Annotated in this window: 11 protein-coding genes; 1 reads left to right on the forward strand and 10 read right to left on the reverse strand. The window is 59.9% G+C overall.

What is annotated here, in order from left to right; genetic code table 11:
* Nucleotides 1-12: 12 nt before the first annotated feature.
* Nucleotides 13-858 (reverse strand): S-formylglutathione hydrolase, encoded by an 846-nt coding sequence (gene fghA, locus L6D74_RS21160; RefSeq protein WP_085647801.1) that lies wholly within the window; start codon nucleotides 856-858, stop codon nucleotides 13-15.
* Between the two features lie 55 nt (nucleotides 859-913).
* Entirely contained in the window at nucleotides 914-2026 is a 1113-nt protein-coding gene (locus tag L6D74_RS21165) for an S-(hydroxymethyl)glutathione dehydrogenase/class III alcohol dehydrogenase (protein WP_007954819.1), read from the reverse strand.
* A gap of 116 nt (nucleotides 2027-2142) precedes the next feature.
* Between L6D74_RS21165 and L6D74_RS21170 the strand changes: the two genes are divergently transcribed.
* On the forward strand, nucleotides 2143-3039 hold the full coding sequence (locus tag L6D74_RS21170) for a LysR family transcriptional regulator (RefSeq protein ID WP_007954817.1): 897 nt from the start codon (nucleotides 2143-2145) through the stop codon (nucleotides 3037-3039).
* On the opposite strand, the gene ispD is transcribed toward L6D74_RS21170, so the two are convergent.
* The 8 genes from ispD to dnaE form a co-directional block, all read right to left on the reverse strand.
* The gene (gene ispD, locus L6D74_RS21175; RefSeq protein ID WP_064593799.1) at nucleotides 3036-3743 is read right to left on the reverse strand and encodes a 2-C-methyl-D-erythritol 4-phosphate cytidylyltransferase; all 708 of its coding nucleotides are present in this window, start codon (nucleotides 3741-3743) and stop codon (nucleotides 3036-3038) included. The two genes, L6D74_RS21170 and ispD, sit on opposite strands and share 4 nt — an antisense overlap.
* The gene (gene ftsB / locus L6D74_RS21180; protein WP_003222158.1) at nucleotides 3740-4018 is read right to left on the reverse strand and encodes a cell division protein FtsB; all 279 of its coding nucleotides are present in this window, start codon (nucleotides 4016-4018) and stop codon (nucleotides 3740-3742) included. The genes ispD and ftsB overlap by 4 nt, the downstream gene beginning before the upstream one ends.
* Nucleotides 4019-4189: 171 nt before the next feature.
* Nucleotides 4190-5479 carry a phosphopyruvate hydratase gene (gene eno, locus L6D74_RS21185; RefSeq protein WP_007954808.1) on the reverse strand — a complete coding sequence of 430 codons (1290 nt, stop codon included), beginning with the start codon at nucleotides 5477-5479 and terminating at the stop codon, nucleotides 4190-4192.
* A gap of 156 nt (nucleotides 5480-5635) precedes the next feature.
* Nucleotides 5636-6481, reverse strand: coding sequence for a 3-deoxy-8-phosphooctulonate synthase (gene kdsA / locus L6D74_RS21190; RefSeq protein WP_007954807.1), 846 nt, complete (start codon nucleotides 6479-6481; stop codon nucleotides 5636-5638).
* 5 nt (nucleotides 6482-6486) lie between these two features.
* Nucleotides 6487-8118, reverse strand: coding sequence for a CTP synthase (locus L6D74_RS21195; RefSeq protein WP_011332696.1), 1632 nt, complete (start codon nucleotides 8116-8118; stop codon nucleotides 6487-6489).
* A 274-nt stretch (nucleotides 8119-8392) separates the two neighbouring features.
* On the reverse strand, nucleotides 8393-9721 hold the full coding sequence (gene tilS / locus L6D74_RS21200; RefSeq protein ID WP_236190252.1) for a tRNA lysidine(34) synthetase TilS: 1329 nt from the start codon (nucleotides 9719-9721) through the stop codon (nucleotides 8393-8395).
* Between the two features lie 146 nt (nucleotides 9722-9867).
* A complete protein-coding gene (locus tag L6D74_RS21205; RefSeq protein ID WP_011332694.1) occupies nucleotides 9868-10815 on the reverse strand; it encodes an acetyl-CoA carboxylase carboxyltransferase subunit alpha in 948 nt (315 codons plus the stop codon).
* 139 nt (nucleotides 10816-10954) lie between these two features.
* Nucleotides 10955-14476: a DNA polymerase III subunit alpha gene (gene dnaE / locus L6D74_RS21210; protein WP_236190254.1), complete on the reverse strand. Its 3522-nt coding sequence runs from the start codon at nucleotides 14474-14476 to the stop codon at nucleotides 10955-10957.
* Nucleotides 14477-14493 lie beyond the last annotated feature (17 nt).

A 14493-nucleotide genomic window follows, 5' to 3' on the forward strand; every position in this document is an offset into this window, starting at 1 on the left:
ATTCTACCTGCATTAACCCTTCAGGGCGCGTGCGTGATGCTGCAAGTGGTCGTCAATGAAGCTGGCGATGAAGAAATAGCTGTGGTCGTAGCCCGGTTGCAGACGCAACGTCAACGGATGACCCGCTTGTTTTGCCGCTTGTTGCAGGGCTTCGGGTTTTAGTTGGGTGGCGAGGAAGTCGTCGCGGTCACCCTGATCGACCAGCAGTGGCAGTTTCTCGTCCGCTTCGGCGATCAGTGCACAGGCATCCCACTCGCGCCACTTCGAACGGTCTTCGCCCAGATAGCGGGAGAACGCTTTCTGGCCCCACGGACAATCAATCGGATTATTGATCGGCGAGAACGCTGACACTGACTGATAACGCCCCGGATTGCGCAACGCACAGACCAGCGCACCGTGACCACCCATGGAATGGCCGCTGATGCTGCGTTTGTCCGACGCCGGGAAATGCGCTTCAACCAGTGACGGCAATTCCTGCACAACGTAGTCATGCATCCGATAGTGCCGCGACCAGGGTTCCTGCGTGGCATTCAGATAAAACCCGGCACCGAGGCCGAAATCCCAGGCCCCGTCGGGATCACCCGGTACATCCGGGCCGCGCGGACTGGTGTCAGGTGCCACGATGATCAGCCCCAGTTCAGCCGCCATGCGCATGGCACCGGCCTTCTGCATGAAGTTCTCGTCCGTGCAGGTCAGGCCCGACAGCCAGTACAGCACCGGCAACTTGCCGCCCTGCTCTGCCTGCGGCGGCAGATACACGGCAAACACCATGTCGCAGCCCAGCACTTCGGAGCGATGGCGATAGCGCTTGTGCCAACCGCCGAAACTTTTCTGACAGGAGATGTTTTCCAGACTCATGTAAGACTCCTACGCAGCCACGGCTGCACATCGGCAGCCGTCGTATCGCGATTGATCAGAAATGAATGACGGTGCGGATGCTCTTGCCTTCGTGCATCAGGTCGAAGGCTTTGTTGATGTCTTCCAGGCCCATGGTGTGGGTGATAAAGGTATCCAGCGGGATTTCGCCGCTTTGCGCCATGTCGACATAGCTTGGCAGTTCGGTCCGGCCACGCACGCCACCGAACGCCGAACCGCGCCAGACGCGACCGGTCACCAGTTGGAACGGACGGGTGGCGATTTCCTGGCCGGCGCCGGCAACACCGATGATCACCGACTCACCCCAACCTTTATGGCAGCACTCGAGGGCCGCGCGCATCAGTTGCACGTTGCCGATGCATTCGAAGGAGAAGTCGACGCCACCGTCGGTCATGTCGACGATCACTTCCTGGATCGGACGATCGAAATCTTTCGGGTTCACGCAGTCGGTAGCGCCCAGTTGTTTGGCGATTTCGAACTTGGCCGGGTTGATGTCGATAGCGATGATCCGTGAGGCCTTGGCCTTCACTGCACCGATCACGGCCGACAGGCCAATGCCGCCGAGACCGAAGATGGCCACGGTGTCACCCGGCTTCACCTTGGCGGTGTTGATCACCGCACCGATACCGGTGGTCACGCCGCAACCGAGCAGGCAGACCTTTTCCAGCGGTGCATCCTTGGAGATCTTGGCCACGGAGATTTCCGGCAGCACGGTGTATTCGGAAAAGGTCGAAGTACCCATGTAGTGGAAAATCGTTTGGCCCTTGTAGGAAAAGCGCGAAGTGCCGTCCGGCATCAGGCCCTTGCCCTGGGTGGCCCGAATGGCCTGACACAGGTTGGTCTTGCCCGACTTACAGAATTTGCACTGGCCACATTCCGGGGTGTACAGCGGAATCACATGGTCGCCGACGGCCACCGAGGTCACGCCTTCGCCGATCGCTTCAACGATGGCGCCGCCTTCGTGGCCGAGGATCGACGGGAAGATACCTTCCGGGTCCGCGCCGGACAGGGTGTAAGCGTCAGTGTGGCAAACCCCGGAAGCCACCACGCGCAGCAATACTTCACCGGCCTTGGGCATGGCGACATCGACTTCTACGATTTCCAGCGGCTTCTTGGCCTCGAAGGCAACGGCGGCGCGCGACTTGATCATGCTGACTCTCCTGTGAATCCATTGAATAAAAAAGCAGACAAGGAGTGTAGTCCAGCGCTGCTTGATGAATAATCCGGGCAAAAGCAAAACATTATTGCCATACAGGGATAATCCCCATGTCCGAAAACCGCTGGGAAGGTATCGACGAGTTTGTCGCCGTTGCCGAATGCAGCCAATTCACCGCCGCTGCGGAACGCCTGGGCGTTTCTTCCTCGCACATCAGTCGACAAATCGTACGGCTGGAGGAGCGTTTGCAGACGCGACTGCTGTATCGCAGTACTCGGCGCGTCACCCTGACCGAGGCGGGTCAGACTTTCCTGCAACATTGCCAGCGTCTGCAAGACGGTCGTGAAGAAGCGTTGCGTGCAGTCGGCGATCTGACCAGCGAACCCAAAGGCATGCTGCGCATGACCTGCGCCGTGGCCTATGGCGAACGCTTCATCGTGCCGCTGGTGACCCGGTTCATGGGGCACTACCCGCAACTGCGCATCGACATTGAATTGACCAACCGCCAGCTCGATCTTGTGCATGAAGGCCTGGATCTGGCGATCCGTCTTGGTCGACTTCAGGATTCCCGGCTTGTAGCGACCCGACTGGCACCGCGGCGCATGTATCTGTGTGCGTCGCCTTCCTACCTGGAACGGTACGGGCGCCCACACAGTTTGTCGGAACTGGGACGGCACAATTGCCTGATCGGCAGCTCGGACATCTGGCAGCTAGAACAAAACGGGCGGGAATTTTCCCAGCGGGTGCAGGGAAACTGGCGCTGCAACAGTGGGCAAGCGGTGCTGGATGCGGCGCTACAAGGCGTCGGACTGTGTCAGTTGCCGGACTATTACGTGCTGGAGCATCTGCACAGCGGCGCGTTGATTTCTTTACTGGAGGCGCATCAACCGCCGAATACAGCGGTGTGGGCGTTGTATCCGCAGCAGCGGCACTTGTCGCCGAAGGTGCGCAAACTGGTGGACTTTCTCAAGGAAGGTTTGGCCGAACGGCCTGAGTATCGGATTTAACGACGGTTGGTCCAGCGCTGGCGCAGCCATTCCAGATCTTCAGGCCGAGTGACCTTGAGATTGTCCGCACGACCTTCGATCAGACGCGGCGCCATGCCGGCCCACTCCATTGCCGAGGCTTCATCGGTGATCACAGCATCAGCCACCAGACTGTCGGCCAGTGCACGGTGCAAGGCACCGAGGCGGAACATCTGCGGCGTGTAGGCCTGCCAGATCACGCTGCGATCCACGGTTTCCACCACACGACCGTGCTTGTCGACCCGTTTCAGGGTGTCGCGCGCCGGCACGGCCAGCAAGCCGCCGACCGGATCGTTCGCCAGTTCAGTAAGCAATTTGTCGAGATCGTCACGGCTCAGGTTCGGTCGTGCCGCATCGTGCACCAGCACCCAGTCCTCGTCGTCGGCACCTTGCGCATGCAGATGCAGCAAGGCGTTGAGCACCGAGCCGGAACGCTCGGCACCACCGTCAACCCGTTGAATGCGCGGATCGCTGGCGCTGGCCAGATTCGGCCAATAAGGATCATCAACGGCAAGACTGACCACCAGGCCCTTGAGGCTCGGGTGATCGAGGAAACAGCCGAGGCTGTGTTCGAGAATTGTGCGCCCGCCCAGTTGCAGGTATTGCTTGGGACGGTCCGCAGCCATTCGGGCACCGACGCCCGCGGCAGGAATCACGGCCCAGAAGGCCGGCAGGGAGTCGATCATTGGGCCAACTGGTAAAGGGTTTCGCCGTCCTTGACCATGCCCAGTTCGTGACGAGCCCGCTCTTCAACGGTCTCCATGCCCTTCTTCAACTCGCTGACTTCAGCGTCCATCACCCGGTTGCGCTCCAACAAGGCTTCGTTCTCGGCGTGTTGATCAGCAATCTGCTGATTCAGTTCGGCGACTTGCGCCAGACTGCCATTGCCCACCCACAGGCGGTACTGCAGACCGGCCAGCAGCAAGAGCAAAACGAGAAACAACCAGTAAGGACTGCGCATCGAATATCAGGTATCCAGTGAAAAAAGACAGCCACGCCAAAACTTTGAAGCATCTGATAGCACGAAGCCTGGAATATCCAGGCTTGTGCATATAAGGCATCAGATTAGTGGCAAATCCATCGCTGTCACGACTTTTCCGACACAATCCGGTGTCTTTCTATCATTTACTGCTCAGCCGCGAAACTCGCTGCGACCGTTGTACTTGGCCTTGCCATTCAACTGCTCTTCGATACGCAGCAGTTGGTTGTACTTGGAAACACGGTCGGAACGGCACAGCGAACCGGTCTTGATCTGGCCAGCCGAAGTACCCACGGCCAGGTCGGCAATGGTCGAGTCTTCGGTTTCGCCGGAGCGGTGCGAGATCACGGCGGTGTAACCGGCAGCCTTGGCCATCTGGATGGCTTCCAGGGTTTCGGTCAGGGTGCCGATCTGGTTGAACTTGATCAGGATCGAGTTGGCGATCTTTTTATCGATGCCTTCTTTCAGGATCTTGGTGTTGGTCACGAACAGGTCGTCGCCGACCAGTTGGGTCTTCTCGCCGATCTTGTCGGTGAGGATCTTCCAGCCAGCCCAGTCGGACTCGTCCAGACCGTCTTCGATCGAGATGATCGGGTAACGCTCGGTCAGACCTTTGAGGTAGTCCGCGAAACCTTCAGCGGTGAACACCTGGCCTTCGCCGGACAGGTTGTACTTGCCGTCTTCGAAGAATTCGCTGGCTGCGCAGTCCAGAGCCAGGGTCACGTCGGTGCCCAACTTGTAACCGGCGTTGGCAACAGCTTCGGAGATCACTTTCAGTGCGTCTTCGTTGGACGCCAGGTTCGGCGCGAAACCACCTTCGTCACCGACGGCGGTGCTCAGGCCACGGGCCTTCAGCACAGCTTTCAGGTGATGGAAAATCTCGGTGCCCATGCGCAGACCTTCCGAGAAGGACTTGGCGCCAACCGGCTGAACCATGAATTCCTGGATGTCGACGTTGTTGTCGGCGTGTTCGCCACCGTTGATGATGTTCATCATCGGAACCGGCATCGAGTACACACCCGGAGTGCCGTTCAGATTGGCGATGTGAGCGTACAGCGGCAGGTCCTGATCCTGTGCAGCCGCCTTGGCCGCGGCCAGGGATACGGCGAGGATGGCGTTGGCGCCCAGGGTCGCTTTGTTTTCAGTACCGTCCAGCTTGATCATCGCGTGATCCAGGGCTTTCTGGTCGCTTGGGTCGGTGCCCAGCAGCAGATCGCGGATCGGACCGTTGATGTTGGCTACCGCCTTGAGCACGCCCTTGCCCAGGTAACGGCTCTTGTCGCCATCACGCAGCTCGAGCGCTTCACGCGAGCCAGTGGATGCACCGGACGGCGCACAGGCGCTGCCGATGATGCCGTTGTCGAGAAGCACGTCCGCTTCCACGGTGGGATTGCCACGGGAGTCGAGAACTTCACGACCTTTGATGTCGACGATTTTTGCCATTGTTGTAAACACTCCAAAGTTGACGAAAACGACGCAGCTAGAGGAAATCTTTTTACCGTCGGCAAGTGGTGTGCAGCGGGCAGCTTGCAGACGACAACGCTCATACCCGAGGGCATGAGCGACAAATCGTGCGGTACTTTACCGGAGAATTGAGGTTTACGCGGTTTCTACCGTCGGAAAACTCTTCACCAGTTCGTCCAGGGCTTTGAGCTGGGCCAGGAATGGCTCCAGTTTGTCCAGACGCAAGGCGCAAGGGCCGTCGCATTTGGCGTTGTCGGGATCCGGGTGCGCTTCGAGGAACAGGCCCGCCAGCGACTGGCTCATGCCAGCCTTGGCCAGGTCGGTGACCTGGGCGCGGCGACCGCCGGCGGAATCGGAACGACCGCCAGGCATCTGCAGCGAATGGGTCACGTCGAAGAATACCGGGTACTCGAACTGCTTCATGATGCCGAAGCCGAGCATGTCGACCACGAGGTTGTTGTAGCCGAAGCTCGAACCGCGCTCGCAGAGGATCAACTGATCGTTACCCGCTTCCACGCACTTGTTCAGGATGTGTTTCATTTCCTGAGGCGCGAGGAACTGGGCTTTCTTGATGTTGATGACGGCATTGGTCTTGGCCATCGCGACGACCAGATCGGTCTGGCGCGACAGGAAGGCCGGCAGCTGGATGATGTCGCAGACCTCGGCGACGACCGCGGCCTGGTCAGGCTCGTGGACGTCGGTGATGATCGGTACGCCGAAGGCTTGTTTGATGTCCTGGAAGATGCGCATGCCTTCTTCCAGGCCAGGACCGCGATAGGAGGTCACAGAAGAACGGTTGGCCTTGTCGAAGCTGGCCTTGAAAACGTAAGGGATACCGAGTTTTTCGGTGACCTTCACGTACTCTTCGCAAACCTGCATGGCCATGTCACGACTTTCCAGCACGTTCATGCCGCCGAACAGCACCATGGGTTTGTCGTTGGCAATCTCGATGTCGCCGACGCGGATGATCTTCTGTGCCATCGGGGTTACGCCTTCTTCTGGTGTTGAGCCAATGCCGCTTTGACGAAGCCGCTGAACAGCGGATGGCCATCGCGTGGCGTCGAGGTGAACTCAGGGTGGAACTGGCAAGCGACGAACCATGGATGATCCGGCGCTTCGACCACTTCAACCAGCGCGGCATCGGAAGAACGACCGGAAATCTTCAGGCCGGCTTCAATGATTTGCGGCAGCAGGTTGTTGTTCACTTCGTAACGGTGACGGTGACGCTCGACAATCACATCCTTGCCGTAGCAGTCGTGCACCTTGGAGCCGGCTTCGAGCAGGCATTCCTGAGCGCCGAGACGCATGGTGCCACCCAGATCGGACGCTTCGGTACGCACTTCAACGGCACCGGTAGCGTCTTCCCACTCGGTAATCAGGCCGACAACCGGATGGCCGCTGGCACGATCGAACTCGGTGGAGTTGGCGTCTTTCCAGCCCAGCACGTTACGGGCGAACTCGATGACCGCCACTTGCATGCCCAGGCAGATACCCAGGTACGGAACCTTGTTTTCGCGAGCGTACTGAACGGCAGTGATCTTGCCTTCCACGCCGCGCAGACCGAAGCCGCCCGGTACGAGGATCGCGTCGACGCCTTCCAGCAGCGCGGTGCCCTGGTTCTCGATGTCTTCGGAATCGATGTAGCGCAGGTTGACCTTGGTGCGGTTGGTGATGCCGGCATGACTCATCGCTTCGATCAGCGACTTGTAGGCATCCAGCAGTTCCATGTACTTGCCGACCATCGCGATGGTGACTTCGTGCTCTGGGTTCAGCTTGGCATCGACAACTTTTTCCCACTCGGACAGGTCGGCGCCATTGCATTGCAGGCCGAAACGCTCGACGACGAAATCGTCCAGACCCTGGGCGTGCAGTACGGCCGGGATCTTGTAGATGGTGTCGACGTCTTCCAGGGAGATCACCGCACGCTCTTCAACGTTGGTGAACAGCGCGATCTTGCGACGCGACGACACATCCACCGGATGGTCGGAGCGGCAGATCAGCACGTCTGGCTGCAGGCCGATCGAACGCAGTTCCTTCACGGAGTGCTGGGTCGGCTTGGTCTTGGTCTCGCCAGCGGTGGCGATGTACGGAACCAGGGTCAGGTGCATCAGCATCGCGCGCTTGGAGCCGACTTCCACACGCAGCTGGCGGATGGCTTCGAGGAACGGTTGCGATTCGATGTCACCCACGGTACCGCCGATTTCCACCAGGGCCACGTCGGCATCGCCGGCGCCCTTGATGATGCGACGCTTGATTTCGTCGGTGATGTGCGGAATCACCTGGATGGTTGCACCCAGGTAGTCACCACGACGCTCTTTGCGCAGCACGTGCTCGTAGACACGGCCGGTGGTGAAGTTGTTGTTCTGGGTCATGGTCGTGCGGATGAACCGCTCGTAGTGGCCCAGGTCCAGGTCGGTCTCGGCGCCGTCGTGGGTGACGAACACTTCACCGTGCTGGAACGGGCTCATGGTGCCCGGGTCGACGTTGATGTACGGATCCAGCTTCAGCATGGTGACCTTAAGCCCCCGCGCCTCCAGGATGGCCGCCAATGAAGCCGATGCAATGCCTTTCCCCAAAGAAGAAACAACACCGCCCGTGACGAATATGTAGCGCGTCATGAAAAACCCTAGAAGTCTGCGTTAAAGCGGTCCGAGCCGCCGGGGAAAGCGAAGGAAGGCCGAAGCCCCCGATCACCTGCATTAATCACAGTGCACCTTTCAAAAAAACCGCCGCGTTGGGACAGACCGGAAGTGAAAACACCGGTACGTTGCTCGCTACACATTTTTTGGAATCGCCCAGCAAAGACTGCTTGGTAATCGGCAACTCCTGCAATTCAGGCGAATCCACAGAAGTTGTATCAAGAAGGGAGCGTAGTCTACCGGAATGCCCCCTTCATCTCAAACCTTGATCTTCGTCCGAAGGCTGCCAATGCAATCGCCAGCCTTCCAGCACATGGCCGTCGAGCCCCGGCAGGTTCGCCACGGCGAGCAATTCTTCACCGCGAAACAGCAGCGGCAATCTGCCACGCACGAAGCCCGGCACCGCGCGCTCATTAAGCAGGCGCTTGAGATCACGATGACCGCGATCCGCCAGATGCATCACCTCGCCGCCCTGCCGATAGCGGACTTGCAGCGGCCCGGCGGGAGTCTGACCGCTGAACATGACACGTCCGTTATCGGGCAAGCGTAGCGCCAGCGACGGCTCGTGCCAGTCGCCGCTGACCACCGGTGTACGCAACCATTGTCCGCTGAGCCACCACAGGCGACCGGCGCTTCGGTGCAGCTCGCCATCCGCCAGACGCCAGATCGGCGAGGCATCCTTGCCGGCGTCACGCACATCGACCCAACCCGACCAATGGTCGGTATCCGGCAGTCGGGTCAAAGGTCCAAGCCAGTGGCTGAGTGCATTTCGCTGACGGGCATCGGACAATTTCGCGATGGCCGCAAACTCCAGCGATGGCAATCCCGACCACTCGAACTCAGCGGGCAATTTCGCAGTAGCCAGATCGATTTGCGCCAGCTCATCGAGCAAACCTTGCGCCTCACGCAGATGCGCCGCGCTGCGGGCCATGCTGGCGTGCGCCTGAGGCCAGCGACCGCTCAGCAACGGCAGAACCTGATGCCGTATGTAGTTGCGCGAAAACTGTCGATCCTGATTCGAAGGGTCCTCGACCCAGCGCAAGCCGTGGTCCTGCGCATAGGCTTCCAGCTCGGCACGTGTGACGTCGAGCAACGGCCGCACCAGACTGCCCTGCCCCAGCGCTCGCGTGGCCGGCATTCCGGACAACCCACGCACGCCGGCGCCACGCAGCAGACGAAACAACAGCGTTTCAGCCTGATCGTCGCGATGCTGCCCGGTCAGCAGCACATCATTGGCCTGAGTCGCCGCACTGAACGCCGCATAGCGAGCATCCCGTGCCGCGCGCTCTACACTCGCCCCCGGCTGCACCTGCACACGCTGCACTTGCAACGGCACCGACAGTTCGTCGCAGACATCCTGACAATGCGCCGGCCACGCATCGGCCGCAGCCTGAAGGCCGTGATGAACATGAATGGCGCTTAGCGCCGGAAGGGATTCGGTTTTGGCGAGATTGGCCAGGAGGTGCACCAGAACGGTGGAGTCGAGGCCGCCGGAGAAGGCGATGCGCCAATGGGAAGCACCGAGCCAGGGCTTGAGATTGCGCAGAAGCCTGGAAGGCAAATCAATCGAGGGCTGACCCATTTTTCTACCTTTTCACAAACCAAATGTGGGAGCGGGCTTGCTCGCGAAAGCGGTGAAACAGCCAACACAATTGTTGAATGTTACATCGCATTCGCGGGCAAGCCCGCTCCCACAGTGTTTTGCATCGTTGGCCAAAACGGCTCGACTTAGAGACCGTAGCTCATCAGACGATCATAACGACGCTTGAGCAGCGCTTCGTTGTCGAACTTCTTCAGCATCGCCAGTTGCGAGCTCAGCTCGGCGCGGATCGATGCTGCGGCAGCGGCCGGATCACGGTGGGCGCCACCCAGAGGCTCGCTGATCACCTTGTCGACGATGCCCAGACCTTTCAGACGCTCGGCGGTGATGCCCATCGCTTCAGCAGCATCCGGCGCCTTCTCTGCGGTTTTCCACAGAATCGAAGCACAGCCTTCCGGCGAGATCACCGCGTAAGTCGAGTACTGCAGCATGTTCAGCTGGTCGCACACGCCGATCGCCAGTGCACCGCCGGAACCACCTTCACCAATCACGGTGGCGATGATCGGGGTTTTCAGGCGGGCCATGACGCGCAGGTTCCAGGCGATCGCTTCGCTCTGGTTGCGCTCTTCAGCATCGATGCCAGGGTAGGCGCCCGGGGTGTCGATGAAGGTCAGGATCGGCATCTTGAAACGCTCGGCCATTTCCATCAGGCGGCAGGCCTTGCGGTAGCCTTCCGGACGCGGCATGCCGAAGTTGCGGCGTACCTTTTCACGCACTTCACGGCCCTTCTGGTGACCGATCACCATCACTGGCTGGTCTTCCAGGCGTGCCACGCCGCCCACAATGGCCGCGTCGTCGGAGAAGTGACGATCACCGTGCAGTTCGTCGAACTCGGTGAAGATGTGCTCGATGTAGTCCAGGGTGTAAGGACGTTTCGGGTGACGCGCCAGACGTGCGATCTGCCAGCTGGTCAGCTTGCCGAAGATGTCTTCGGTGAGCGTCTTGCTCTTGTCCTGCAGGCGGGAGATCTCATCGCCGATATTCAGCGAATTGTCATTACCGACCAAGCGCAACTCTTCGATCTTGGCTTGCAGGTCGGCGATCGGCTGTTCGAAATCTAGAAAATTCGGGTTCATAGGCGTCCGTCTTGGGTCGTGTCCCAAATGAGCTTGGGCCGGCCGGTTGTCTATTCGCGCCCTACCTTAAGGGAGAGGCGCGCTGAGGTCGAGATTAAAAATTCAGGTTGTGGGCAGGCGCTTTGATGGCACCTGCCGGTCAACGGTATTGGAGGAAGACGTTGTCTCGCCCGAACTGGTCACGCAGGGCTTGAATCAAGGCATCCGCCGGGTCAATCCGCCAGGTCTCGCCAAACTGCAGCAAGGTCTTCGCATCGGGACTGGTGTATTCCATGGTGATCGGGCACGCACCGCGATGACGCTTGAGCAAATCACCCAACCAGCGTAGCTGATCGCCTTTCAGATCCTGTGTCTGCAACTTCAGGCGCAGGCTCTCGGCAAGATTGGTGCGTGCATCTTCCATGCTCATCACCCGCTTGACCCGCAGGCGCAGGCCGCCGGAGAAATCGTCGTTGCTGACCTCGCCTTCGACCACCACCATTGCGTCGGTCTGCAGCAGCGATTGCGCGGAGTGGAACGCATCGGCGAACAGCGATGCCTCGATCCGCCCGGAGCGGTCGTCGAGGGTGATGAAGCCCATCTTGTCGCCCTTTTTGTTCTTCATCACCCGCAGGGCGATGATCATCCCCGCCACGGTCTGGGTGTCCCGGGCCGGTTTCAGGTCGATGATGCGCTGGCGGGCGAAACGGCGGATTTCGCCTTCGTATTCGTCGATCGGGTGGCCGGTCAGGTACAGGCCCAAGGTGTCTTTTTCACCTTTGAGCCGTTCCTTGAGGGTCAGCTCTTTCGCCTTGCGGTGGACCGCGTAAACGTCCGCGTCTTCCTCGACGAACAACCCGCCGAACAGGTCGGCGTGACCACTGTCGCGGGTGCGCGCGGTCTGCTCGGCCGACTTGATCGCCTCTTCCATCGCCGCCAGCAGCACGGCGCGGTTGCGGTCGATATTGGCCTGGTAAGCCTTTTGCTCGTCATGGAAGTACGGGCCGAGGCGATCCAGCGCGCCGCTGCGGATCAGACCGTCCAGCGTGCGTTTGTTGATGCGTTTGAGGTCGACCCGGGCGCAGAAGTCGAACAGATCCTTGAACGGACCGGCCTGACGGGCCTCGGTGATCGCTTCCACCGGGCCTTCACCGACACCTTTGATCGCGCCCAGGCCATACACGATGCGGCCTTCGTCGTTCACCGTGAACTTGAACTCCGAGGTGTTCACGTCCGGCGCGTCGAGGCGCAGCTTCATCGTGCGCACTTCTTCGATCAAGGTCACAACCTTGTCGGTGTTGTGCATATCCGCCGACAGTACCGCGGCCATGAACGGCGCCGGGTAGTGGGCTTTCAGCCAGGCGGTCTGGTACGAGACCAGGCCGTAGGCGGCGGAGTGGGATTTGTTGAAGCCGTAACCGGCGAATTTTTCCACCAGATCGAAAATGTTACCGGCCAGATCCGCGTCGATATTGTTCGACGCACAACCCTCAATGAAACCGCCGCGCTGCTTGGCCATTTCCTCGGGTTTCTTCTTGCCCATCGCCCGACGCAGCATGTCCGCACCACCGAGGGTGTAACCGGCCATGACTTGGGCGATCTGCATCACCTGTTCCTGATACAGGATGATGCCGTACGTCGGCGCCAGTACCGGTTGCAAACCTTCGTACTGGTAATCCGGGTGCGGATACGCAAGTTCAGCGCGACCGTGTTTACGGTTGATGAAGTCATCCACCATGCCCGACTGCAGCGGGCCCGGACGGAACAGGGCCACCAGTGCGATCAGGTCTTCGAGGCAGTCGGGCTTGAGTTTTTTGATCAGCTCTTTCATGCCGCGGGATTCGAGCTGGAACACCGCGGTGGTTTCAGCTTTTTGCAGCAGCTGATAAGTCGGCTTGTCATCCAGCGGGATGAACGCGATGTCCAGCGGCGGTTCGTTGACCTTGGCGCGGTCGCGGTTGATGGTCTTCAGCGCCCAGTCGATGATCGTCAGGGTCCGCAGGCCGAGGAAGTCGAACTTCACCAGACCGGCCGCCTCGACGTCGTCCTTGTCGAACTGGGTCACCAGACCGTCGCCGGCCTCGTCGCAATAGATCGGCGAGAAGTCGGTCAGCTTGGTCGGCGCGATTACCACACCACCGGCGTGTTTACCGACGTTCCGCACCACGCCTTCGAGCTTGCGCGCCATCTCCCAGATTTCCGCCGCTTCTTCATCGACCTTGATGAAGTCGCGCAGGATTTCTTCCTGCTCGTAGGCTTTTTCCAGGGTCATGCCGACTTCGAACGGAATCATCTTCGACAGGCGATCCGCCAGGCCGAACGACTTGCCCTGGGCCCGCGCCACGTCGCGGACCACAGCCTTCGCCGCCATGGAACCGAAGGTGATGATCTGGCTCACCGCGTTGCGGCCGTACTTTTCGGCCACGTAGTCGATCACCCGGTCGCGACCATCCATGCAGAAGTCGACGTCGAAGTCGGGCATCGATACCCGTTCCGGGTTGAGGAAACGTTCGAACAGCAGGTCATATTCCAGCGGGTCGAGGTCGGTGATCTTCTGCACATAGGCCACCAGCGATCCGGCACCCGACCCCCGGCCCGGGCCCACCGGCACACCGTTGTTCTTGGCCCACTGGATAAAGTCCATCACGATCAGGAAGTAACCGGGGAACCCCATCTGGATGATGATATCCAGTTCGAAATTCAGCCGGTCAACGTAGACCTGACGCTTGGCCTCGTAGTCCTCGGTGGTGTCCTTGGGCAGCAGCACGCTGAGGCGCTCCTCCAGGCCATCGAAAGAGACCTTGCGGAAATACTCGTCGATGGTCATGCCATCGGGAATCGGGTAATCCGGCAGGAAGTGCTTGCCCAGCTTCACATCAATGTTGCAACGCTTGGCGATCTCGACGGTGTTCTCGATCGCATCCGGCAGGTCGCTGAACAGCTCGGCCATTTCCTCGGCGCTTTTCAGATACTGCTGGTCGCTGTAGTTCTTCGAACGCCGCGGATCGTCGAGGGCCCGGCCCTCACCGATGCAGACGCGGGTTTCGTGAGCGGCGAAGTCTTCCTGCTTGATGAAGCGCACGTCGTTGGTGGCTACCAGCGGCGCACCAAGCTTGTCGGCCAGGGCCACGGCACCGTGCAACTGTTCTTCGTCGTTCGGACGATTGGTACGCTGAATTTCCAGATAGAAGCGATCCGGGAACACCGCCATCCATTCGCGGGCAAGCGCCTCGGCTTCGGCGGGGTTGCCGCCGATCATGGCCATGCCGATCTCGCCTTCCTTCGCGGCGGACAGCATGATCAGGCCTTCGTTGGCCTCGGCGACCCACTCGCGCTCGATGATGACCATGCCGTTGCGCTGACCGTCGATGAAACCACGGGAAATCAATTCGGTCAGGTTGCGATAGCCCTGGGCATTCATGACCAGCAGGCTGATGCGGCTCAGCGGACCATCCGGGTCCTTGTTCGACAGCCACAGGTCGGCGCCGCAGATCGGCTTGATCCCGGCACCCATGGTGTTTTTATAGAATTTGACCAGCGAACACATGTTGTTCTGGTCGGTCACCGCAACGGCCGGCATGCCCATGCCGGTCAGGGCCTTGACCAGCGGCTTGATCCGCACGAGCCCATCGACCAGGGAGTATTCAGTGTGCAGGCGTAGATGAACGAATGAAGCCGGCATAGTGATCCTGTCCAGTT

Source organism: Pseudomonas pharyngis, assembly GCF_021602345.1.
GTDB lineage: Bacteria > Pseudomonadota > Gammaproteobacteria > Pseudomonadales > Pseudomonadaceae > Aquipseudomonas > Aquipseudomonas pharyngis.